The sequence below is a fragment of the Vibrio sp. WZ-1 genome, assembly GCF_052037695.1.
Lineage (GTDB): Bacteria > Pseudomonadota > Gammaproteobacteria > Enterobacterales > Vibrionaceae > Vibrio.
Genome location: NZ_JBQEQR010000066.1, coordinates 79,139 through 102,343, shown reverse-complemented (window position 1 = coordinate 102,343; position 23,205 = coordinate 79,139). Strand labels below are relative to the sequence as shown.

At 45.8% G+C, this 23,205-nt stretch carries 18 protein-coding genes; 5 read left to right on the top strand and 13 right to left on the bottom strand.

The window, feature by feature from the left end; genetic code table 11:
• Positions 1-418 precede the first annotated feature (418 nt).
• Both ompR and envZ read left to right on the top strand, forming a co-directional pair.
• Positions 419-1,138 carry an osmolarity response regulator transcription factor OmpR gene (gene ompR, locus ACTS60_RS08675; protein WP_005430151.1) on the top strand — a complete coding sequence of 240 codons (720 nt, stop codon included), beginning with the start codon at positions 419-421 and terminating at the stop codon, positions 1,136-1,138.
• Between the two features lie 125 nt (positions 1,139-1,263).
• A complete protein-coding gene (gene envZ, locus ACTS60_RS08670) occupies positions 1,264-2,556 on the top strand; it encodes a two-component system sensor histidine kinase EnvZ (protein WP_440887912.1) in 1,293 nt (430 codons plus the stop codon).
• A 78-nt stretch (positions 2,557-2,634) separates the two neighbouring features.
• Here the strand turns inward: envZ and ACTS60_RS08665 are convergent, their stop codons facing one another.
• From ACTS60_RS08665 to ACTS60_RS08605, 13 genes are all read right to left on the bottom strand, one after another.
• Positions 2,635-4,026 carry a uracil-xanthine permease family protein gene (locus ACTS60_RS08665; protein WP_009698969.1) on the bottom strand — a complete coding sequence of 464 codons (1,392 nt, stop codon included), beginning with the start codon at positions 4,024-4,026 and terminating at the stop codon, positions 2,635-2,637.
• 234 nt (positions 4,027-4,260) lie between these two features.
• A complete protein-coding gene (gene recG / locus ACTS60_RS08660; protein ID WP_440887911.1) occupies positions 4,261-6,342 on the bottom strand; it encodes an ATP-dependent DNA helicase RecG in 2,082 nt (693 codons plus the stop codon).
• A gap of 131 nt (positions 6,343-6,473) precedes the next feature.
• On the bottom strand, positions 6,474-7,157 hold the full coding sequence (gene trmH / locus ACTS60_RS08655; protein ID WP_440887910.1) for a tRNA (guanosine(18)-2'-O)-methyltransferase TrmH: 684 nt from the start codon (positions 7,155-7,157) through the stop codon (positions 6,474-6,476).
• Between the two features lie 53 nt (positions 7,158-7,210).
• Positions 7,211-9,331: a bifunctional GTP diphosphokinase/guanosine-3',5'-bis pyrophosphate 3'-pyrophosphohydrolase gene (gene spoT / locus ACTS60_RS08650; RefSeq protein ID WP_010445035.1), complete on the bottom strand. Its 2,121-nt coding sequence runs from the start codon at positions 9,329-9,331 to the stop codon at positions 7,211-7,213.
• A gap of 39 nt (positions 9,332-9,370) precedes the next feature.
• Positions 9,371-9,643, bottom strand: a complete 273-nt coding sequence (gene rpoZ, locus ACTS60_RS08645; RefSeq protein WP_005379346.1) for a DNA-directed RNA polymerase subunit omega — start codon at positions 9,641-9,643, stop codon at positions 9,371-9,373.
• Positions 9,644-9,859: 216 nt separating this feature from the next.
• On the bottom strand, positions 9,860-10,483 hold the full coding sequence (gene gmk / locus ACTS60_RS08640) for a guanylate kinase (RefSeq protein WP_071234844.1): 624 nt from the start codon (positions 10,481-10,483) through the stop codon (positions 9,860-9,862).
• Between the two features lie 317 nt (positions 10,484-10,800).
• Complete coding sequence (locus tag ACTS60_RS08635; RefSeq protein ID WP_440887909.1) at positions 10,801-12,015, bottom strand: tetratricopeptide repeat protein; 1,215 nt, start codon at positions 12,013-12,015, stop codon at positions 10,801-10,803.
• Positions 12,016-12,026: 11 nt separating this feature from the next.
• On the bottom strand, positions 12,027-12,659 hold the full coding sequence (locus ACTS60_RS08630) for an energy transducer TonB (RefSeq protein WP_440887908.1): 633 nt from the start codon (positions 12,657-12,659) through the stop codon (positions 12,027-12,029).
• Positions 12,660-12,663: 4 nt separating this feature from the next.
• On the bottom strand, positions 12,664-13,071 hold the full coding sequence (locus ACTS60_RS08625) for an ExbD/TolR family protein (protein WP_010445055.1): 408 nt from the start codon (positions 13,069-13,071) through the stop codon (positions 12,664-12,666).
• A 25-nt stretch (positions 13,072-13,096) separates the two neighbouring features.
• The gene (locus tag ACTS60_RS08620) at positions 13,097-13,624 is read right to left on the bottom strand and encodes a MotA/TolQ/ExbB proton channel family protein (RefSeq protein WP_440887907.1); all 528 of its coding nucleotides are present in this window, start codon (positions 13,622-13,624) and stop codon (positions 13,097-13,099) included.
• 9 nt (positions 13,625-13,633) lie between these two features.
• Positions 13,634-14,995 carry a MotA/TolQ/ExbB proton channel family protein gene (locus tag ACTS60_RS08615; RefSeq protein WP_440887906.1) on the bottom strand — a complete coding sequence of 454 codons (1,362 nt, stop codon included), beginning with the start codon at positions 14,993-14,995 and terminating at the stop codon, positions 13,634-13,636.
• Between the two features lie 3 nt (positions 14,996-14,998).
• Positions 14,999-15,763, bottom strand: coding sequence for a DUF3450 domain-containing protein (locus tag ACTS60_RS08610; protein WP_105064651.1), 765 nt, complete (start codon positions 15,761-15,763; stop codon positions 14,999-15,001).
• A gap of 72 nt (positions 15,764-15,835) precedes the next feature.
• On the bottom strand, positions 15,836-18,436 hold the full coding sequence (locus ACTS60_RS08605) for a TonB-dependent receptor plug domain-containing protein (RefSeq protein WP_440887905.1): 2,601 nt from the start codon (positions 18,434-18,436) through the stop codon (positions 15,836-15,838).
• Between the two features lie 826 nt (positions 18,437-19,262).
• On the opposite strand from ACTS60_RS08605, the gene ACTS60_RS08600 reads away from it, so the two are divergent.
• The 3 genes from ACTS60_RS08600 to ACTS60_RS08590 are packed head-to-tail and all read left to right on the top strand — an operon-like array spanning position 19,263 to position 23,201.
• Positions 19,263-20,288: an ABC transporter permease subunit gene (locus ACTS60_RS08600; RefSeq protein ID WP_440887904.1), complete on the top strand. Its 1,026-nt coding sequence runs from the start codon at positions 19,263-19,265 to the stop codon at positions 20,286-20,288.
• 1 nt (position 20,289) lies between these two features.
• Positions 20,290-21,333: an ABC transporter permease gene (locus ACTS60_RS08595; protein WP_440887903.1), complete on the top strand. Its 1,044-nt coding sequence runs from the start codon at positions 20,290-20,292 to the stop codon at positions 21,331-21,333.
• 38 nt (positions 21,334-21,371) lie between these two features.
• The gene (locus ACTS60_RS08590; protein WP_440887902.1) at positions 21,372-23,201 is read left to right on the top strand and encodes an extracellular solute-binding protein; all 1,830 of its coding nucleotides are present in this window, start codon (positions 21,372-21,374) and stop codon (positions 23,199-23,201) included.
• Positions 23,202-23,205: the final 4 nt, after the last annotated feature.

The following is a 23,205-nucleotide window of genomic DNA, read 5'->3' as shown; positions in this document are numbered from 1 at the left end:
CGCGGCGGCGATTTAAAGGTCTAGTGGGCCTAAATCAAGAATCGGCAACAAAGTATACAAGCCAAGAGCCTTACTATTTGTAAAGAGTGCCCTTCGGGAGCGTGTAATTGACCCGCTTTTATTATTAAACCAATGGCTGCGTCAAACAACTTGGGAAGAGCTGGCTATTACACTGCGTTGTTTTCCTTGATCTCGAATCAATGACAGCGCTCTGAATCCGTATCTTGAAGTCACTTGGGTATAGCAGCCTTGATTTTGTCTGACTGTAAATTGTTGTGATGGGAAGAAAAACAACGTGAAACATCGAAATAATCCATCAAAATCGTGGTTAAGATAAAAAGAGTAACAATTTGCACAAGCACGTTTGAAAAAACAGTGATACATTTTTGACAATAGATGCCTCTGAAAGGATGTTTCAATGCAGGAAAATCATAAAATATTAGTGGTTGATGACGATGCTCGTTTGCGTGCTCTGTTGGAGCGTTACCTTTCTGAGCAAGGTTTTCAGGTGAGAAGTGTCGCTAACGGCGAGCAGATGGATCGTCTTCTGACCCGTGAAAACTTCCACCTTATGGTGCTGGATTTAATGTTGCCGGGCGAAGATGGCTTGTCGATTTGTCGTCGTCTACGTCATGCTAACAACATGCTACCTATTCTTATGCTGACGGCGAAAGGCGACGAAGTCGATCGCATCGTTGGTCTTGAAGTGGGGGCCGACGATTACCTACCAAAGCCGTTCAACCCGCGTGAACTGCTGGCTCGTATTAAAGCGGTACTTCGCCGCCAAACGGTTGAACTGCCAGGTGCGCCAAGCACGGAAGAGAAAGTGGTGGAATTTGGTGACTTCCGTCTCAACCTCGGAACACGTGAAATGTTCCGTGGTGACGAAGCGATGCCACTGACATCAGGTGAATTCGCGGTGCTGAAAGCACTTGTGACCAACGCTCGTGAGCCGATGTCACGTGATAAGCTGATGAATATGGCTCGTGGTCGAGAATATTCAGCGATGGAGCGTTCTATCGACGTTCAAATCTCGCGTCTACGCCGTATGCTAGAAGACGACCCAAGTAAGCCGCGCTACATCCAAACTGTGTGGGGCTTAGGTTACGTGTTCGTCCCAGACGGCAAAGAAGCGTAATATCCTCTAAGGTCTGCCGATAATATACGGCTGCTCATATTCCACCCTCAAACTTCCTTCCTGTTTGAGGGCTGGAAACTCGCAATTAATGTTGTTCAATAGGAACAGTCCATTAGGAATTCTCCATGCGAATCCGAAGTTCATTTACACAATCCATTCTGCTGTTCATCTCTTTGCTTCTCGCTAGCCAAGTCTTTTCTTACTACGCCGTTTTTAACTACGCGTTGATGCCAAGTTTGCAGCAGTTCAATAAAATTCTCGCCCATGAATTGAATCTGGTGCTCGATGAAGATGGTCTACTCAAGGCTGACGCGCCGCTGCGCCACCAACTGCTGGAAAACTTAGGCGTGACGGTACACAGCGTCGATAGCGAGATGATGAATGAGTTCAATCACGCGATGTCGATTGATTTGATGTCGGAAGAGATGACGCAAGAGCTCGGTTCTCCAACGGAAGTGCGTTTGCTGCTTGGTAGTGAAAGCTACATTCTGTGGATGCGTATCGATCAGCTGCCGAACTCCATCATTCGTATTCCGCTCTCTGAGCTGCAAGAAGAAGATTTTGCGCCGCTGTTTCGCAATAGCTTAATCATGGCATTGTTGATCATTGCTGGTGGTTGGTTGTTTATCCGTTTGCAAAACCGACCTTTGATTGCGCTAGAAAAAGCCGCTAAAGGAGTCGGTCGAGGTGAAATTCCCCCGCCATTGCCAGAGAAGGGTGCCTCGGAAATCCGCTCAGTAACTCGCGCATTTAACCAGATGTCGAAAGGCATTCAAGAACTGGAAGAAGATCGTGCGCTACTGATGGCAGGCATCAGCCACGACTTGCGCACGCCACTGACGCGTATTCGCCTTGCGACAGAAATGATGTCACCTGAAGACAGTTACCTAGCCGAGGGCATCATCAGTGATACCGAAGAGTGTAACGAGATCATCAGCCAATTTATGGACTACCTCAAGCCAGTAAACAAAGAGTCGTTTGAGCAAGTAGACATCAATACCATCACCAGCGATGTAGCAACGTCGGAAGGGGGTTATGAAGTCGAAATCGAAACGGACCTCAACCCAACGATGCTAACCGCGAAAGGCAGCCCAATCGCGATTAAACGCGCGGTGAGTAACTTGGTGGTTAACGCTCTACGATACGGTAATGGCTGGGTGAAAATCAGTACGGGCGTCACCGCCGACAAACAGTTGGTGTGGGTTTGCGTTGAAGACAATGGTCCGGGCATCGAGCAATCGCAAATCGCACGCTTGTTTGAACCTTTTACTCGTGGTGATACTGCACGTGGCAGTGAAGGGACAGGCTTGGGCTTAGCCATTGTTAAGCGCATCGTCAGTCAACACTCTGGCTCGGTTGTGGTACGTAACCGCAGTGAAGGCGGGTTAAGCGCACAAATCAGCTTCCCAACCAAGTAAGCTTTCTTAGCTCAATCGATTCCAATAAAAAAGCCCAACCAAAGTTTGGTTGGGCTTTCCGATCATCCTAGTGCAAGGTTAGGATTCTTTTACCTCTTGAGCAACCAGCTCATCTTCCTCTTCCAATTTCTCTGGAAGCAGTAGGTTCAATACGATAGCGGTGATGCCGCCAGCCGCCACGCCTGTTGAGAAAATACTCTTAATGAACTCAGGCATGAATTGCAGAATTTCAGGTTTTTGTGCAATGCCCAAACCCATTGAGAACGACAGCGCCATAATTAGGATTGCGCGGCGATCGAGGTCGACACGCGAGATGATGCGCACGCCCGCTGCGGCAATGGTACCGAACATCACGATAGTCGCGCCGCCCAGCACTGGCTCAGGAATCAGTTGAACAAAGCTTGCCACACCTGGGAAAAGCCCCAGAATTACCAACATGCCTGAGATGAAGTAACCTACGTAACGGCTTGCTACGCCAGTGAGCATGATGATGCCGTTGTTTTGGCTAAAGGTAGAGTTTGGGAAGCTGTTGAATACCGCCGCAATGGCTGAGTTTAGACCATCTGCCAATACGCCACCTTTGATGCGCTTCATGTAAACCGGACCTTTTACTGGCTCGCCGGAAACTTCAGACGTTGCGGTGATGTCACCAATTGCTTCTAGCGCTGTGATAAAGAAAATCAGAACCAGTGGAATAAACAACGACCAGTCGAAGCTTAAGCCGTATTGCATTGGTATCGGCAGTGCGATGAGGTCAGTTTCGCCAAGTGTTGACGTGTCGACCATGCCCATGAAGTACGCCATGACGTAGCCAACCAGCATTGCAATTACAATTGATGCAACACGTAGGTATGGGTTCTTTGAGCGGTTAAGAATCACGATCAAGCCAAGTACTGTGCCAGCGAGAGCTAACTTGTCTAGGCTACCGAAAGAGCCATCGCCCATTGCAGCATAGCCTCCGCCCATTGATACCAAACCCACTTGGATAAGCGTCAGGCCGATAAGCGTCACGACGATGCCAGATACCAATGGAGTGATGATGCGGCGTGCGTGTTCTAAAACGCGAGATAGCAGGATTTCTGCAAAAGACGCTACCAAGATAGTACCGAAAATCGCTGCCATCATGGTGCTGATGTCCGCGCCGCCGGCTTTAAGAGAAAGACCCGCACCAATGATTGGACCAAGGAAGTTGAAGCTGGTGCCTTGCACTGAAAGCAAGCCAGAGCCGATAGGTCCAAAGGTACGAATTTGAATAAAGGAAGACACGCCAGATGCAAACAGCGACATGCTGATGATGGTGTTGGTTTGGTCAGCAGGCACACCCAAAGACTGACAAATGATCAGAGAAGGGGTGATAACGGCTACGAACATCGCCAATAAGTGCTGAAGTGCAGCAAAAATGGTCTGAGGTAGTGGTGGACGATCGTTTAACTGATAGACCAGTTCCGAAGTTCGGTTTGAAGTTGTCATGTTTGTCTCGCTAGTCGCAATAATTCTTGCCCCAGAGCTCGCTGAATGGGAGTGCTGGGTGGAGTTGACGTTATGACCTGTGATTGCTGTTAATCAGTGTCAACTCAGGTTGGTTTGATGTGACAAGGCGCACACCATAAATTTTGTGCGGGATTATAGATGGATTTATTCAAAAAGCAAACGTTTGCTTTGGTGTTAATAGAAAAGGCGAACTAAATTGCTCGCCTTAATCTCCTACGCTTTGGAGTAAATGTCGCGTTCACCTAGCCAACGGTCAATGATCGCTGTTGCCTTAGTTGGGTAATTGTCATGAATGTAGCGCGCAATGCGTTGAACTTCTGGAATTAAGCGCTGATCTCGCACCAAGTCGGCAATTTTAAAATCTGCCAAGCCAGTTTGTTTGGTACCAAGAAGCTCACCCGGCCCACGAATCTCTAAGTCTTTCTGTGCAATCACGAAGCCGTCGTTGCTTTCTCGTAATACGCCTAAACGTTTTTGCGCAGTTTTTGATAGTGGCGAGTGATACAGCAGCACACAATGGCTAGCCACTGAACCTCGACCAACACGACCTCTAAGCTGGTGCAACTGAGCCAAACCTAAACGCTCTGGATTCTCGATGATCATCAGGCTGGAGTTGGGGACGTCTACGCCAACTTCAATCACCGTCGTTGCGACCAACAAATGCAGCTTATTGTCTTTGAAATCCTGCATCACCGCTTGCTTCTCAGCGGGCTTCATTCGTCCATGCACGAGACCAATTTTTACGTCAGGCAGTTTACGTTGCAGTTCTTCTGCAGTATCGGCGGCGGCTTGAGCCTCCAAGACTTCAGACTCATCAATTAAGGTACATACCCAATACGCTTGTTTGCCTTCGTTTAAGCAGGCATTGCGTACTCGTTCGACGATATCATCGCGCTTAGTGTCTGGAATCGCGACCGTCTGGATTGGTGTTCGACCTGGCGGTAATTCATCAATCACCGACGTTTCTAAGTCAGCATAAGCTGTCATGGCTAATGTTCGCGGAATTGGCGTTGCTGTCATGATGAGCTGGTGTGGATAAGCGCCTTGTTTTGCGCCTTTCTCACGTAGCTCTAAGCGCTGGTGGACACCAAAGCGGTGCTGTTCATCAATAATAACCAAAGCAAGATGATGAAACTCAACATGCTCCTGGAAAAGGGCGTGAGTGCCCACAACCATTTTCGCTTCACCATTGGCAATTCGGGCTAGTTCGGCTTCTTTGGCTTTACCTTTCAATTTGCCTGCAAGCCAACCGACCTGAATGCCCATTTTCTCAAACCAATTAGCGAAGTTAATCCCGTGCTGTTCGGCGAGCAGCTCGGTCGGTGCCATTAAAGCGACTTGATAGCCGTGTTCAATGGCTCTGACTGCTGCGAGTGCGGCAACTAAAGTTTTTCCCGAGCCTACGTCACCTTGAACAAGGCGCATCATTGGGTGCGTTTTTTCTAAGTCAGCTTCAATTTCTTTAACGACTCGTGCTTGAGCATTGGTCGGCGAGAAGGGCAATTGAGCCAGTAGCTGCTTTTTCAGTGAGTCACACGACGCCAAAGGCAATGCAACGTCCTGTTGTCCTTTGCTGCGCACTGCCAACATAGAGAGGTTCTGCGCCAGTAACTCTTCCATGATCAAACGAATTTGAGCAGGGTGCTTGCCTTCATCAAACTCATCCAAATTAATAGTTGGAGGTGGACGATGAATCGTATGCAGCGCTTGCGACATGGTTGTCTGGTGATTGTACAAACCAGAAGGCAGCAATTCTTGTACTGCGGCTTTATCGAGTAGTGATAAAGCTTGTTCCGTCAGGTTACGCAAAGTGATTTGACGCAATCCATCGGTGGTTGGATAAACGGGGGTTAAGCTCTGTTCCACATCCGGTTTTTGTTCACTTGCATAAAACTTGTAGTCAGGGTGAACAATTTCTAAGCCCATCCCGCCACGCTTAATTTCACCGTAAGCGTGTACTAACTTACCATTCGAGAAATTGTTCTTCATCGCGGCAGTAAAGTTAAAAAAGCGTAGGGTAATGGTGCCATTGCCGTCGCTGATTTTTACTGTCAGCATTTTGCGTTTGCCGAAAGTAGTATCGACAGCCATGACTTTGCCCTGTACCGCCGCCCAAAGCCCAGCATGCAGTTTGGCGATTGGGTAAATGCGAGTGCGATCTTCGTAACGAAGAGGAAGGTGGAACAGCAAATCTTGAACGCTATGCAAGCCAACTTTGGCGAGTTTTTCTGCGACTTTAGCGCCAACTCCAGACAGAGAAGTTAAAGGAACAGCAGATAACATTTGGGCAGACATAGTGGGCTCAAGAAAATAGTTAACATAGCAGTATGTTAACCACGAAGCTGTGTTTTTGTACAGGGAAAAATACAGCTTCGTGAGGAGTCGAATTTCGCTCCTTCGCCGCTATTCAGGATGACAAGAGTTGATTATTTACTTTGCATCTCTCTCCACCACGATTCGTCAGCCACAATTTGGCCTTCGTCATCAAGTTGTGGATATTCTAGCCCTTTGCGTTTCGCTACCTTTGCTAAGACCGGATGTCCTCGTTCAAACAGGATGCGGTTGATGGTCTCTTTTGGCAGTGCACTTTCCTCACGTTCGTACATACCAGCGGCTTCACGCTGACGCTGCGCTTCATAAAGAATCACAGCACTGGCGACTGAGACATTCAAAGACTGCACCATACCGATCATTGGAATAATGATGTCTTGGTCTGCGAGTTTCTTCGCTTGCTCTGAAGCGCCAATTTTTTCGCTTCCCAGAATGATTGCCGTTGGCTTGGTGTAGTCGATTTCACGAAAATCGACCGCGGTGTCCGAAAGGTTAGTGACCAGAACTTGCATGCCTTGCGCTTTGAGCTCGGTAATCGCAGTTTCAATCGAATCGTGAGTATCCACTTCGACCCAGTTGCGTGCTCCGGCTGAGGTGTGGGTCAGTGTGCGCATTTTGTCTGGCCAAATTGCATGAACTTTGTGTAAGCCTGTTGCGTCTGCGGTGCGGATCACGGCGGAAACGTTGTTTGGTTTATGAACTTCTTCAAGGCACAAAGTGAGGTCGGTTTGGCGTGCTTTTAACACTTGATGGATGCGGTTGTAACGTTCTAAATTCATAATAAATAGGGATATAAAAAAATCGCCACCCAGAGTGTGGGTGGCGATAGAGTTTAGTTCTTTCTTCGTCTGACTCGAGTCGCCTGTGGCATGGTCTTAATCTTACGCATGATGCCAGCAAGGTGAACACGATCTTTGGTGGTTAGTAGAACGGTAACGGTGTACAAGCGACCGTCGCGTTCTTCGGTTGAGAGACCGTGAATGTTCGAACCGGTTTTCGAAATCACATTGGTCAATTCCGCTAGCGCACCTTGGTTATTGAGCATATCGACTTTCAGTTCAGCAATGAATTCTTTGTCGTACTCTTCAGACCAAGCGACTGCCATGTATTTGTCTGGCTCTTTTTGGTATCCGCGTACGTTTGGACACGTTTCACGGTGCACCACAAGACCACGACCTGGTGATACGTGGGCAATGATGTGGTCATCCGGAATAGGGTGACAACAATTCGCGAAAGTCAGTAGCAGACCTTCTGCACCACGGATTGGCAGTTTCTTGTTAGATTCGTTTGGAATCGAGCTTGTGGTGGTCAATTCATCAGTGTCACCTAGTAAGCGACGCGCGATGACGATGCTCATCAATTCACCCAAACCAATGGCTGCTAGCAGATCATCGACGCTTTCTAGGCGCAAATCAGTCAGCACTTCTTGGATGTTTTCTGGGTAGATTGAATCAATCGAATGACGACCTAAAGCGTGATTCAGTAGACGACGACCTAAGGTAATCGACTCTTCACGACGCATGGTCTTCAATACTTGACGAATCTTAGTGCGAGCGCGAGAAGTCACGACATAGTTTAACCAAGCTGCGTTTGGACGCGCACCTGGTGCACTGATGATTTCTACTGTCTGACCGTTTTTTAGTGCCTTACTTAGTGGGTAAGGGTTACGGTCAACACGAGCACCAACACAAGAGTTACCGACATCAGTATGTACGGCATAGGCAAAGTCGACAGCCGTTGCGCCTAATGGCAATTCAACGATACGACCTTTTGGTGTGAAGACGTAAATCTCATCTGGGAATAGATCCGATTTTACGTTTTCAATGAATTCAAATGAGTTACCCGCGCTTTGTTGTAGCTCAAGCAGGCTTTGCATCCAACGCTGAGCTTTCACTTGCGCTGTGGTACCAGATTTGTCGCCTTTGTCTTTGTATGACCAGTGCGCAGCGACACCTTTGTCCGCCATTTGATCCATATCTTCGGTACGGATCTGAACTTCAACTGGCACGCCATGTGGGCCAACCATAGAAGTATGTAGCGATTGGTAGCCGTTCGCTTTTGGTACCGCAATGTAATCTTTCATACGACCAGGACGCGGCTTATACAAGCTGTGTACTTGGCCTAGAACGCGATAACAAGTATCGGCAGTATCAACAACCACTCGGAAAGCGTAGATATCCATGATGGTGTGGAAGCGCTGCTCTTTGGTTTTCATCTTGTTGTAGATGGAGAACAGGTTCTTCTCACGGCCTAACACGCGCGCATTCAAGCCAACATCTTCCAGTCGACCTTCAATTTCGCTATGAATACGCTGGATCATCTCTTTACGATTACCGCGTGCCGCTCGTACCACTTCTTTTAAAACGCGGTAGCGGTTTGGGTAAAGCGCTTCGAAGCCAAGTTCTTCGAGTTCCGTTTTGATATTGTGAATACCAAGACGGTGAGCGAGTGGAGAGTAGATCTCTAGTGTTTCGCGGGCAATACGACGCTTTTTATCCGGGCGTAGGGCACCCAACGTGCGCATGTTGTGCGTGCGGTCAGCTAGCTTGATGAGAATGACGCGAATGTCTTGCACCATGGCAAGTACCATTTTGCGGAAGTTCTCAGCTTGCGCCTCTTTGCGATCGCGGAATTTGAGTTTGTCCAGTTTAGATACACCATCAACCAGCTCTGCCACGGTATTGCCAAACTTCTCTTCAAGGTCTTCTTTAGTAACATCACAGTCTTCTATGACGTCATGTAATAAAGCTGCTTGAAGGGTTTCGATATCGAGGCGCATTTCAGCCAAAATTCTGGCTACAGCAACGGGATGGATGATGTATGGTTCACCGCTAGAGCGGGTTTGCCCTTCATGGGCATCTCTTGCTACCACATAAGATTGACGCAGAGCCTCAATTTGAGGCTCTGTTAGGTATTCTTGGGCAACGTCTTTGAGGCTATCGAATAGATACAAATTATAGGCCCGGAAGGTTGTTGAATTCTAAAGTCAGAATTAACGGTTGTGAGCGATGCTGCTTACTGCCGCTAGCTCTGCCGCTTCTTGCTCTTGTTGTTCTTGACGTTCACGAGCGTCTAGAACTTCTTTAGTAATTAAACCTTCTTCGATTTCGCGTAGAGCGATAACCGTTGGCTTATCGTTCTCTTCTGGCACTAGTGCATCTTTACCGCCAGTTTGCATTTGACGAGCGCGGCGAGCCGCAATCAGTACTAGGTCGAAACGGTTGCCAACTTTTTCAACAGCGTCTTGAACAGTTACGCGTGCCATGAGGACTCCAAATAGTTAACTAAATTTTGAATGACGAGAAAGTATACAGTCTCAAGGCGTTATTTGCTAGCGATAAGACGTGTAACAACAATGACTTTCTATATAAGCAATATAAGCTTCCTTACCGTAATAAAGAAGCAAAAATTCATTTTTATATCTAAGCTGCTTAGAATTATAAATTCCGCTTCGAAGAAGAAGCTTAGATATCAGCAAGTTTTACTCTGCTAGAAGTGCGTCAAGCATACCTTTATATTTAGCAGCTTGCTTTTCTTCCTTCAATCTTTCCGCGCGCAAAATGGCTTTGAAATCCATTAATGCGGTGTCGAAATCGTCGTTAACGATTACGTAATCGTACTCGTTGTAGTGTGAGATTTCAGACTTCGCTTCTGCCATGCGTTTTGCTATCACTTCTTCACTGTCTTGACCACGAGTGTTTAGGCGGCGTTCTAGTTCACCGTTTGAAGGAGGCAGGATAAAGATGCTCTTCGCTTCTGACATTTGCTCACGAATTTGACGTGCGCCTTGCCAGTCGATGTCTAGAAATACGTCGATGCCTTTGTTTAGCGTTTCTTCAATCCATACGCGTGATGTGCCGTAGTAGTTACCGAACACTTCTGCGTATTCTAAGAAGTCGCCTTTTGCAATCAGAGCTTCAAACTCTTCTTTGGCAACGAAATGGTAGTGGACACCGTTTTCTTCACCTGGGCGCATGCCACGGGTTGTATGAGACACAGACACTTTCATTGCGTATGTTGGATTACGTTCCAACATTGCTGAGATCAAGCTAGATTTACCTGCGCCGCTAGGTGCAGATACGATATAGAGAGTACCTTTGCCCATTGTACTGTTCCACTTTTGGTTGGATTGAGTAAGTGCCGAGAGAAAGTATCGACAATGTAATAACGATAGCACTGGCAATGATGGTTTCACCACCAAAGGGATTGAGATTGGTGATAATCCCGCCAGAAAAATGGAGGCGAAGAGTATCACGATCTTTAATGGGTTGCCAGTTGATCTTGCGGATCTGAATTTAGTTTAAGGCTATTCAAGTCCATTCGGTTTATAACGAAAAAAGGGGAAGCTTTCACTTCCCCAGGCGTGCGACTGACTCACACTTAAACCTTTCATAATCAAGCAAGTTTTCTCAACTATTCAGGTTATCCTTGCGTCTCCAAGAAGTTGATCCACGGACTGACAACCGCTTTCATATCTGGAGATTGAGCTGCGCTCTTCATCGCTTTTAAGGCATTCATTGGCTGCTTCAGTTCGAAATAAGCCATACCTCGAATATAAGATAACTCGCCTTTTTGGTCTCGTTTCGCATCTGGAGCTGCCGTTTTAGCGAACTTCGCGGCTTCAGTGTACTGCTTGTCTAAAATCATCAAGCGAGCAATTTTGATCTGTGTTTTTGCTTTTGGCTCTAAGTTATAAGCTTGCTGATAAACCGTTATCGAGCTGCTTAGCTCTTGAGCTTGCTGCCAAAACTCTGCCAATTTTTCTAAATTGGCTACACTGCGCTCGACATGACCTTTTTCCATTGCCTCTTCCAGTGTTTTGGCCGCTCGGAAAGGGACGCCCTTGTAAGCTTGGAAGTTGACTAAGCGAACGTACTCTTTCTCCTCATCAAATAAGCCCATTTTATGTGCCATCTCGAGAGTTGAAAGTGCATTTCGTTCTTGGTCTAGCTCCATGTAAATACCGGATAACTGAGTCCAATAACGCTTATTTTTTGGGTACTTAGTCGTCAAGATTTTCAGCACACCAGCAACACTTTTGAACTGTTTCAGTTCGTAGTGTGATGACATAAGAAGTTGATACCAAGATTCACTTGGGTTCTTTGTCATCGCAATGGCTTTCTTCGTTGGAGGAATTGCATTCTTGTAATCTTCCAGCTGAACATAAGCACTTGCTAACGTGATGTAGGCATGAGCTTGAGGCTTTTCTTCGGTCGTTTCTGCAATCTTGAACCACTCTTTCATCGTGCTTACCGATTGCTTAAACTTCCCTTCAGCCAAATAAAGCTGTGCCAAGCTATAACGAACTTGTTGAGCTACAGGAACCGGTAAAGCATTGAGCTTTAGCGCTTCTGCGAAATACTTTGCCGCTTTAGGGTAGTTATCTTTAAGGGAATAAAGAAAGCCCATTTGCTGCAAAAGTACGGCTCGGTCGTATTGCTTTTTACTACTGCCTTCTAAAGCTGAGTTGAGTTTTGAAATTGCCTCAGAATATTTCTCTGTTGCAATTAACTCTTGAACTTTATTGACCGTTCGAAACGTTCTGTCAGACAACTCAGGTGTATTGGCAACAGCAGACGCGCTGTACGCGCCTGCCATTACTAATAGAGAAGCCAACAACTTAGTATATGCTTTCATATTGCGACTCCTTAATTGGTAGAGAACTCGATTTCTTGAGAAAGGCGAGAACTGACAGCCTGTCCATCAACCATTTTAGGTTTAAAGGTCCACTTAGAGACTGTTTTCTTCGCTGCTTTACCCAAGCCCAACTTACGCGGGGTTTCTTTCAAGACTTTGACATCTTGGACGCTACCACGCTCGTTGACGGTAAATTCGATTAATACAATACCTTTTTCAATCCCTGCTTGAGCCGCTTTACGAGGCATTTGAGGTTGGAATGTTGCTAGAGGTACAGGACCTCCGCCACCTGCCAGCTTAGCACCACTACCTTGTGAGTAGTGGCCAAGTACTGAGCCACCAGTTACGTTTACTGGTAGGTCTAGCTTTGGCATATCCATCGGGACTTGATCCATCACCGGCTTAACCGTAGACGTAACCTTCATTTCTGGAGGTGGCGGCGGTCTTTTCGGCGGTGGTGGTTTAGGAAGTTCGCGTTTTTTCTCCTGTATTTTTTCGTCCGGTTTAATGCGAATGAATTCCACCATTCGAAGGTCTTCATTCGACACTAGCTCGTGGCGCTCTTTGTTTACCAGCTTGTCCATCCCCCAGAACAATCCGAGGGAGACAATGAGCGCCAGTGCAATGGAGGCCAGATACCGCATAAGCTTAATCCTTATTGGTTGCGGCAATGGAGATGCTTTCTACACCTGCCATCTTAATCTGGTCCATTACCTTCACGACTACGCCAGCATTTGCTTCGGTATCCGCTTGGATAACAACGGCACCATCTGGGCTTTCAGCACGTAGACGCTCGATGTTGGCACGTACAGCATCAACTTCGATACGGCGCTTATCAACCCAAACATCTCCGGCTGCGCCGATGGCTACCATGATGTTACCTTTCTTCACGGTTTGCGCTGAGCTCGCCGTAGGACGATTTACTTCTAGACCTGCTTCTTTAACAAACGATGTTGTTACGATAAAGAAGATCAACATGATGAATACGATGTCTAGCATCGGTGTCATATCGATAGCGGCTTCTTCGCTGCTATCACTGCTATAGCGTCTCTTCATGACCTATACCTCTAATTCCGTTTACTCAGGCAATGTGCTTTAGCTTATCTTCAAGCTTCTGCGTGGTGACTTTGGCTAAATGATCAAGACGAGTACTAAAGAAAAGTCCTGATAGAGAAGCCACCATTCCCGCTAATGTTGGGATTGTTGCCTTTGAGATCCCCGAGGCCATTGCTCGAGGGCTTCCTGTTCCTGTTACCGCTAAGATGTCGAATACCTGAATCATGCCGACAACGGTGCCGAGCAGACCAAGTAGGGGACAAAGTGCAATCAATACTTTGACGATTGGTAGTCCCTTTCTATTCTCAATATCCTGACGAGATACCATTTCTTGTCGGATCATCTTTGCGTTCCAGCTTTTATGTTCTGGACGCTCTTCCCAAAAGCTAACGGCTTTTTTCATTGCTTTGGGAGCGACGGCAGCAAAGTAAAACCAACGTTCTAACAATACCGCCCATAACATGAAGCTGAGGATAAAGATGGCGACGAGTACATCACCACCCATTCCCAAGAAGCGCCTAATTGATTCAAGTTCTCCAACTAACCACCACATAATGCCTCCTTAGCTTTCGGCTTTATGCAGTTTTTCCTGATAGCGAGCGATGAAGCCTGCACTCTGTTCTTCAAGAGTTTGAACCAAACGACGACCTTTACTGTGTACGATGGTGTACAGGAACAGTAGAGGAATTGCGACAACCAGGCCAAGCATCGTGGTAACAAGTGCTTCTGAGATACCGCCAGCCATTAGCTTCGGATCACCTGTACCAAATAGTGTGATGGCTTGGAACGTACCGATCATACCCATAACGGTACCTAGTAGACCTAGAAGTGGTGCTACAGAAGCGAACAGCTTGATTGAGCTGATAAAGCGTTCAATGCTCGGTGCGTTACGTAGGATGATTTCGTCCAATTTCGCTTCAAGATCTTCCAGGTTGTCACCTTTATGCTCTTGGTAAGCTTGGATAACTTCACCTAGTGGGTTGCCTGGAATAACCGTGTCCGATTTCGCTTGCTTACGCATTTTACCGCCGATAACCAATAGGCGTAGGTAACAGATAAGCGCGATCATTGCACCGATAGCACCCATAGCTAGGATGACGTAACCAACGATACCACCTTGGTCAATACGCTCCTGAACAGTAGGGCTTTGTACTAGTAGAGACAGAATCACCCCACGAGATGGGTCGATAAACAGTGGTTCGTATGTGCCGTCTGCTGATTCAAAACCACCCACAAGGCGAGTGATGTTTTTACGAGGTTGACGTGATAGCTCTTCAAACTTGCCTGTTTGAGGTACGTAAGTAACGTATTTGCCATCTGCGATTGCGTTAAACTCACCAACTAGAGTGACGTCACTTACCGCTTCTTTACCTTCGCCGTATACGACTGTTGCTGGTGTCGTTGTTGTATCGCCAGAAGCTACCACTTGCTGCAAGATAGTGTGCCAGAATGCTTCAAGTTCTTGCGTCGAAGGCAGTTCTTTACTTTCTGCTAGTTTTGAAAGTAGTGCGTCACGCTCAGGGAATTGAACCGCATTTTGTGAAGCTGCGAATAGGCCTTTAAACTCACCCGCATACTGACGAACGACGCCAAACATTTCGCCTAGCGTACCAGAGCGAACACGTAGTGTTTCCGTTAGTTCGGTAAGCTGTTTGTCGTTTTCGTCAAACGTTGCTTTTAATTGGTCGCCAAGTGCTTGCTGCGATGCTAGCTCTTCACGAGCTTGTTGTAGCAAGGCTGCTTGTTGGTCACGATCCTTTTTAAAAGCGGCCTCTCGAGCTTTGTTTTCTTTTGATTCAACAATACTTTCTGATTTTACGTTTTTCAGTAGTTCAGAAAGTGTTTGAGGTGTTTCAGCTTGAACACCAGAAATCATAAATAAGCTAGCAAGTAAACCAGCTGCTACAGTTTTGAATCCTTTCATTGCTTATTCCTCCCCAGCAAACACAGGCAATTTGATTAGCGCTGGTGGCGCTTGTTTCTTCGCGATACGAAGGCCTTGCTGTACAGCGATACGGTAGTTTTCAGGTAGAGACTCCCACTGGCGAGTCTGTTGATTCCACATACCTGTTTCACCGCCGTCCGGAGATTGGAATAGAAGCGCAGTACGACCGATACGCAGGAAGTCGTAGGTCACGGTCTCACCGTTGCGCTCTAGGCTGGCTTTGTAAGATTCAATTGAGCGAGAGAAACCTTCTTCGATTTGATACGCTTCCATCACCTTACGGAATTTTTCTGAAGTGGTAACGTCTGCGCGATCCATTAGGTCACGTAGTTCAGTTACACGTTTATTACGCTCTTCTTTTTGGAATGGTAGATCAAGAGTCACGAATTCATCGAGAGCATCGATCATTTTAAGAGTCAGTGGCACAACTTCGGTTGCGGTCTGATCAATTTGAGCGATTTGGTTGTTTAATGAGTCCAGCTCTCCCTGCTGCGATTGCACCATACGGTTAATCTGCTCATTGTAGACTTTCATGCTGTCGATTTGACGCAGAAGGCCTTTGTATTCCGCCAGCATGCTTTCTGCACTTTCGGCGTAGTTATCGATTTTCTGTTGAGAAGCCTCGGAAGACTTTGTTGCTTTTGCTTGAGTTGCGACCACAGTTCCTGAGTCAGCAGCGAGTGCTGATCCACTTACCGTTAGAATCGCGGCAGTAATTGCACTTACGCCAAATTCCTTTAACGTCATAGTAGCATCCTTGTCAGTGTATAAAGTCAGTCGAATAGGGCGCAGGAAAAGCTCCTGCGCCAAAAGGTTTAATTAAAAGTTTTGAGAGTAGTTCAAGAAGAATACTCGGCCTTGAATGCTGTACAGCTCATCATTGTAAGTAACACCGTCAGATTCAAATGCTGGATCTTCGTCTGTTAGGTTACGTACACCTGCTGTTAGCTTCGCATCCCATGGAGCCATGTAGTTGTATGCTACGTTGAACGTAGTGTAGCTTGGGATTTTGCCTGTTTTGTTGTAGTTCTTATCTACATCTTGTGCTTGAGACGCAATGTGGTCTGCTGAGAAGTAGATGTCATGGTCACTCAGTACGTTGAAACCAATACCTGTTTGGAAACGGTACTCAGGTAGGCCATTACGACCAACTTTGTTGTTTGTTGGGCCGTCTACATACTCTGGGCTGCTGTAATCAAGAACATAAGTACCAGCAAAGTCGTATCGAACAGTCGTTACATCAAAGTCATACAAGTAGTTCACTTTCAAATCGAGTCCTGACGTTTCAAGAGTACCGATGTTTGATAAAGGAACAGTTGCATGTGTAATGCTGCCAGCAGCATCACGAGTAATGTTTGAGTTTGACTGACCGCTGCTACGTTCTTGGTCAATCATGCTTTGCAGCGTGTTCATTACGATGGTGTCTTCAATACGAATGTTGTAGTAATCCGCTGTTACAGATAGGTCTTCGATTGGAGAGTAGCTAACACCAAAGTTAAACGATGTTGACGTTTCTGCATCTAGCTCATCGTTTGAAGTACGCGTTGTTGTGTACTGTTTCTCTGGACAATCAGCATCAGCGATACCTTGGTCTTCACAGTAAACATAGTCTTTCGCGTAATCGTTAGACTCACTATCAGCACCGTATAGGTTGCTTAGAGATGGAGCACGGAAGCCCATACCAGCACCAGCACGGAACATTAGGTTATCTAATGGCTGGTAACGGAACGATGCTTTTGGAGATACAGCGCTACCAAAATCACTGTAATGGTCGTAACGCAGTGCTACGTTCATTTCTAGCTCATCAGTAAATGCTACCAATGATTCTGCGAAGAATGCGTATGTCTCACGGTCACCTGCAGCTGAGTTACCTGCACTACCGATGATGTTGCCTGCTTCACTTTGTGAATCGTATTGGTCAAAGTAGCTGTACGTTGTTGCTTCAGCACCGATGTATAGAGGGATAGTAATATCGCCAACTTCTGCGACATCAAACTGTAGACCGCCGTTTACCTGGTGCATTTCCATCTGAGATTCACGAGCTGTTGTTGCTGCTAAATCTGCAGTGGCATCAGCACTAAACTCACCGTTTACAAATTTACCATCGTTTGCAAGTGCTTCTGCTGGTGTTCTAAGTACATAACCAGTACCACGTTCGTTACTGTTCGAGTAGTTCAAGTGGTATCCAGCTTCCCAGATAACTTCACCGAAACCATCGGTGTAGAAAGAGCCATCAAGACCCGCTTTCATATCCGCTTGGAAGTCAGTTACGTTTGTGTCACGAGTACCAACGTTCGTGAAACGATAGTAAACACTTGCTGGGCCTTTCGTTGGATCAAGACCGTTTTCTGCGAAGAAATCAGCGCCACCATCCGTGCCTGGATCAATTTGGAAATAACCTGCAGCTGGAGCAAAACGACCAAAACTCTCGTTTCGGCTCAATAGCATTTGTGCATTGAACGTTGTGGTATCTGACAGGAAGATATTACCATTTACAAATACTGTATTTCGTTCAAGAGAAGCAGTTTGCGCAGCTTCTGCTGTGTAATCATAGCCACACATTGGGCCAAGACCTGGGTATTCGGTAATACCAACAAAGCCTTTTGATGAATCACACTTTTCATCTGTTTCGTAGCCGTTTAGAGGCTTCAATTTACCATCATGGTAAACGTTGCGGCCGTAGATACTGACACCAGACATGTCGAAGTAGTTTGATGAGCTGGTATTCTTTGAGCTCAGGTAGTCACGGTCTCGCAAGTAAACCTCACCCTTTGAGTCATGCTCAAAAGAGAAGTAGATATTACCTTTATCGCCAGAAGTACCCGTTACGATAGAAAAGTTTTGCTCGTCACCGCCTTCTTGTGATGGGATACCACCACCCACAGTGACATTAACGCCTTCAAACTCATCTTTTAAGATAACGTTTACTACACCAGCAACGGCATCTGAACCGTATACTGCAGAGCCGCCGTCAGCCATTACTTCCACGCGCTCAACGATTGCTGCTGGGATTACGTTCAAGTTAGCTGCGCCACCACCCATGGTTGCTGAGCCAGGTAGACGTTTGCCGTTAATTAGTACAAGAGTACGAGACGCACCTAAGCCACGTAGTGACATCGTTGCTTGACTCTGCCATGAGCTACCAGAGCTTTCACTGTATGAACCGAAAGAGTTGTATGAAGATTTACGTAGTACATCAGCGATAGAGATGTCACCAGCACGCTCAATTTCTGCGCGACCAATAACTGCTACTGGAGTGCTTCCTTCCATAGATGCACGTGTAAGACGTGAACCAGTAACTTTCATTTTCTGAAGTTTTTCAACTTGCTGCTCTTCTGCTTGTGCCGCAATAGGTGCCACTGCAACAGTACCTAGTGCGAGACTTATCGCAACAGACAAAGCGGTTGTGTTTTTATACATCCTTGTTGCTCCGTTTCCGTTTCTTATTATTTCCTGTGTCGGCTACTTACCGACTTTTTGTGACGTTAATATTTCGTTAACGCTTATGGCATGTATACCTGAGATGAAAAAAGGAAGTCAAACCAGTGGTAAAGGGAGATAAGTAAATGTAAAAAAGATGTAAAAACCTAAAGGTGACATAAATCACAGAATATTTTCCTGTGAGTTCTTTATAAAACGAGATCAAATTTTAATAAAACACCGTATTTTGTGTTTCTTGTAAACAGTAATGTCTTATGTTGTCTATGGTTTTTAAGTGGGTTATGAATCCTGAAAACTAGGCTATGTGTAGCATATTATTCTTATGGGGTCGTTTTATGGAATGGGCGGCATGTTAACTCGATCGCAATGGGTGGTATCAAATTATGATACCCATTGTAGTGAAAGGGCTCATTGGTATTTTTAGGTCAAATTGCTCTTTGCTTTTTGTGTGTTAATAGTCACTGGTGGTGCATGGTTATGTAAGGTTTTCACTCTAAAGTGCCTAGGTTGATATTCTGTATGAATGATTTTTGTGGTTTTTTATATTTTTTTACAAAAACATTTTCATTTTTCGACATCAAAGGAAGTTTGTCATGTTTTGGGCTCAAACACTTGAAGCGCGCGGAGTTTCAAGATAAATATGACGCTGAAATTGTTGCAGTAGTGGAAAAAACTAGTTATTGAAACTCAGGGAGTGCGTTTTAATAGCTTTAGTTGCTACGTTATCGAATTGCACCATTTTGGGCCGGAAACCTCCTCCCCGAACCCGCCTAACAATGGACAGTAGACATGGAGTAAGTTGTATATGCTGTCGTATTTTTTACGCCGATTAGCATTAGTGATTCCGACGTTCTTAGGGATTACTATTCTAATCTTTGCTATCACTCGATTTGTACCTGGTGGCCCAGTTGAGCGAATGTTGTCTCAAATGCAGTCTCAAGGTGACGGTGCTGCGGCTATGACCTCTGCGGGGGGTAATACAGCACTTTCAGAAGATCAAATCGCTGAGTTGAACGCTTTTTATGGTTTAGATAAGCCTGTCACAGAGGCTTATATTGATTGGTTAAGCCGGTTATTGGTTTTAGATTTCGGTGAATCAACCCGTTACTACGAACCTGTTTCAGACATGATTGCTGAGCGCCTGCCAGTTTCACTATTTTATGGTGGAATGACTTTTTTTATTAGTTACTTTATTTCAATTCCGCTTGGTTACTATAAAGCGTTGAAGCACGGTTCTGTGTTTGATTCCGCTTCTTCTATTCTTATCTTTGTTGGCTATGCCTTACCCGGCTATGTAGTTGGTGTTTTGCTGATTACTTTGTTCAGTTATCACCTAGAGTGGTTCCCAATGGGGGGCTTTGTCGGGGATGGCTTTGACGACTACGAAACCTTCGTTGAACGTGCCAAAGACATAATGTGGCATGCTGTATTACCTCTGATTTGTTATCTAATTGGTGATTTTGCCACGTTAACCATGACGATGAAGAACAACCTGATGGAAAACCTGTCATCAGATTACATTCGTACTGCTATCGCAAAAGGTTTGCCATTTAAGAAGGCTGTTCGTAAGCACGCACTTCGCAATAGTCTTATTCCTATCGCATCCCACTTTGGTAACTCTTTGCTGTTCTTTATGACGGGTGCATTCTTGATTGAGGTAATCTTCAATATCGATGGCATTGGACTGCTTGGTTATGAATCGATTATGGAGCGTGACTACCCAGTAGTAATGGGCATTGTTGCTATAAATGCGATGCTGCTTCTTATAGGTAACATCATCTCTGATATCTGTGTTGCTTTAGTCGACCCTCGTGTGAAGTTTGGAGCGTAATATGATTAAAGTTAGCCCATTAACTCAAAAGAAAATCCGCCATTTCAAAGATATTAAACGTGGCTATTGGTCATTTCTAATCTTGTCGACCATGCTGATTCTATCGCTGTTTGCTGAGTTATTGATCAACAGTAAAGCGTTGGTAGTGAAGTACGATGGTAGCTACTACTTCCCAGTTGTGAGCGACGTTCGTTTGGGGAGTGATTTTGGACAAGCATCCTCAAGCGAAGCGGATTACCGAGAGCTCCAGAAAGTATTTGCAGCGGAAGGTAGTGATAACTTTGTTATTTTACCTATCGTACCTTGGAACCCGTATGAGCAAGACTTTAGCGGTGACTTTCCCCCAACGGCGCCAAGTGCTGAAGACAAACATTATTTGGGCACCGATGTTATCGGCCGAGATATTTTAGCTCGATTAGTATATGGCTTCCGTACCGCAATGGGTTTTGCGTTACTAACGATGGCCATTTCTTATGCTATCGGTACCGCGGTGGGTTGTGCGATGGGCTTCTGGGGCGGAAAGTTCGACTTGTTCGTTCAGCGCCTCATTGAAGTTTGGTCAATGGTACCGTTCCTGTACGTCATCATGATCCTAGTATCGATTGTTCAGCCTACCTTTACTTTATTCGTCGCCATTAACGTCCTCTTTGGTTGGATGGGGATGACTTGGTATATGCGAACCATGACTTATAAAGAGTCTGCGCGTGAATACGTCATGGCAGCTCGTGCATTAGGCGCTTCAACTGGTCGTATCCTGTTTAACCACATTTTGCCAAACACAATGGTAATGATTGTGACGCTTGCGCCATTTACTATCGCCGCCAACATTACCGCGCTAACGGCTCTGGATTACCTCGGTCTTGGCTTGATGCCACCAACTCCAAGTTGGGGCGAACTGTTGCAACAAGGTAAGTCGAATTTAGACTCGCCATGGATTGTTTCATCAGTTGTGGCTTCAATCGTACTGGTATTGGTCATGGTGACCTTTATCGGTGAAGCGATTCGAGCGGCATTCGACCCGAAAAAATTCACACGCTATGTTTAAGCAAGCATTGTGAGCAAAACATAAAAAAGGGAAGTTTTATGAATAAATTATTTTTAGCGTCTACGCTGAGCGCCCTGAGTTTTGGTGCGATGTCATCGACGCTTCCGACTGACTTAAACTGGCATACGAATTGGGATGCCCCGTTATATGCATCAGAAAATGCTAAGTTTGGTGGCACTTATCGTACCTTCATGTCTAGTTTCCCTCAGACACTTCGCAGTGTTGGCCCAGATTCTAACTCCGGGCTGCGCGGATGGTTTGCTGATGATGCACCAAACTTAGTACGGAAGCATCCAAACACGCTAGAGTGGATTCCTGACCTAGCCAATGAATGGGCGTTCGATGACGATAACAAAACTATCTATTTCAAGCTAAACCCAAAAGCCCAGTGGTCTGATGGCAAGCCAGTTACTGCTGATGATTTTGTCTTCATGCTTAAGTTCTACCGCTCTAAAGACATCGTTGCGCCATGGTATAACGAGTACTACACCAATGTGATCGCGGATGTCATCAAATACGATGACCACACCTTGGCTTTCGTCTCTGGTTCAGAGAAAAACCAAGAAGATCTACTGTATACGCTTGGCTCCTTGACCCCTCGACCTGCGCATTTTTACGCTAATCCATCAAAAGATGAAAATGGCGATGGCATCGATGACAACTTTGTTCGCAAATACAACTTTAAGAGTGAGCCAACGACGTTTGCTTACTACCTAGATAAAATCAAAAAAGGCAAAAGTGTTACTTTTAATCACGTAGGGGAAGATTGGTGGGGTTACTCCAATCCATACTATAAGAATCGCTACAATGTAGAAAAAGTCCGCTTTACCGTGATCCGTGATGCAGATATTGCGATGAAGCACTTTGAAAAAGGCAAGCTTGATTCATTTGGTTTGGTAAGGCCGATTCTTTGGCATGATAAGACCAAAAGTGCGCCATATGAGAAGGGCTATATCACCAAGTTTTGGGGTTACAACCAATATCCAGAAGGCGCTGGCGGCTTATGGCTGAATACTGCTAACCCAATGCTAAGTGATTTGAATGTGCGCAAAGGGATCGCATTGGCGAGTGACTTTGATGGCATGATCGAAAAACTCACTCGTGGGGATTATGTTCGTAAACCGAATGCCTTAGGCGTAGGGCGCGGTGATTATGATTTGAAAGATGCCATACCACCAAAGTTTGAGCCTGAAAAAGCAGTGGAATACTTTGAGGCGGCGGGATTTGACCAAATTGCTGAGGACGGTATCCGTGTTAACGATAAAGGTCAGCGATTAAGTTTTGCCATCACGTATAGCTTTGCTGGTCATACGCCGCGAATGTCATTTCTCAAAGAACAAGCCAAACTTGCTGGTCTTGAGTACACATTAAACTTGGTGGATGGTTCATCGGCGTTTAAATACATCTTAGAGAAGAAGCACGAGGTGGCTTTCTTAACGATGGGAACAGCAGAGGTTCCTGCATACTGGGAGTATTTCCATTCAGTGAATGCGAACAAGCCGCAAACGAACAGCCATGCTAATTACAGCTCTCCAGAACTAGATGCACTTATTATGGATTTCAAACATGAGTTTGATATCGATAAAAAACGTGCGCTTTCTCGTCAAATCCAAACCGTTATTAATGACGCTGCCGTAATTGTTCCTGGATATATGGTGCCATATACCCGCGAAGGTCATTGGCGTTGGATGAAGTATCCTGAGCAGCCAATGACGAAACGAACGTCGATGCTTTTCCCTAACGCGTTTTCTCCAGGCCTTGGTGTGTTCTGGTTAGATAAAGATACTAAGAAACAAACCGAAAAGGCGATGAAGTCAGGTAAAACTTTTGAGCCACTTGTTGTTGTTGACGACACTTATAAGCTGTAAGGAT

Bases quoted from the DNA above. Each gene is read 5' to 3' on its own strand.
- ompR (WP_005430151.1), top strand. From the start codon at position 419: ATGCAGGAAAATCATAAAATATTAGTGGTTGATGACGATGCTCGTTTG.
- envZ (WP_440887912.1), top strand. From the start codon at position 1,264: ATGCGAATCCGAAGTTCATTTACACAATCCATTCTGCTGTTCATCTCT.
- ACTS60_RS08665 (WP_009698969.1), bottom strand. From the start codon at position 4,026: ATGACAACTTCAAACCGAACTTCGGAACTGGTCTATCAGTTAAACGAT.
- recG (WP_440887911.1), bottom strand. From the start codon at position 6,342: ATGTCTGCCCAAATGTTATCTGCTGTTCCTTTAACTTCTCTGTCTGGA.
- trmH (WP_440887910.1), bottom strand. From the start codon at position 7,157: ATGAATTTAGAACGTTACAACCGCATCCATCAAGTGTTAAAAGCACGC.
- rpoZ (WP_005379346.1), bottom strand. From the start codon at position 9,643: ATGGCACGCGTAACTGTTCAAGACGCTGTTGAAAAAGTTGGCAACCGT.
- gmk (WP_071234844.1), bottom strand. From the start codon at position 10,483: ATGGGCAAAGGTACTCTCTATATCGTATCTGCACCTAGCGGCGCAGGT.
- ACTS60_RS08635 (WP_440887909.1), bottom strand. From the start codon at position 12,015: ATGAAAGCATATACTAAGTTGTTGGCTTCTCTATTAGTAATGGCAGGC.
- ACTS60_RS08630 (WP_440887908.1), bottom strand. From the start codon at position 12,659: ATGCGGTATCTGGCCTCCATTGCACTGGCGCTCATTGTCTCCCTCGGA.
- ACTS60_RS08625 (WP_010445055.1), bottom strand. From the start codon at position 13,071: ATGAAGAGACGCTATAGCAGTGATAGCAGCGAAGAAGCCGCTATCGAT.
- ACTS60_RS08620 (WP_440887907.1), bottom strand. From the start codon at position 13,624: ATGTGGTGGTTAGTTGGAGAACTTGAATCAATTAGGCGCTTCTTGGGA.
- ACTS60_RS08615 (WP_440887906.1), bottom strand. From the start codon at position 14,995: ATGAAAGGATTCAAAACTGTAGCAGCTGGTTTACTTGCTAGCTTATTT.
- ACTS60_RS08610 (WP_105064651.1), bottom strand. From the start codon at position 15,763: ATGACGTTAAAGGAATTTGGCGTAAGTGCAATTACTGCCGCGATTCTA.
- ACTS60_RS08605 (WP_440887905.1), bottom strand. From the start codon at position 18,436: ATGTATAAAAACACAACCGCTTTGTCTGTTGCGATAAGTCTCGCACTA.
- ACTS60_RS08600 (WP_440887904.1), top strand. From the start codon at position 19,263: ATGCTGTCGTATTTTTTACGCCGATTAGCATTAGTGATTCCGACGTTC.
- ACTS60_RS08595 (WP_440887903.1), top strand. From the start codon at position 20,290: ATGATTAAAGTTAGCCCATTAACTCAAAAGAAAATCCGCCATTTCAAA.
- ACTS60_RS08590 (WP_440887902.1), top strand. From the start codon at position 21,372: ATGAATAAATTATTTTTAGCGTCTACGCTGAGCGCCCTGAGTTTTGGT.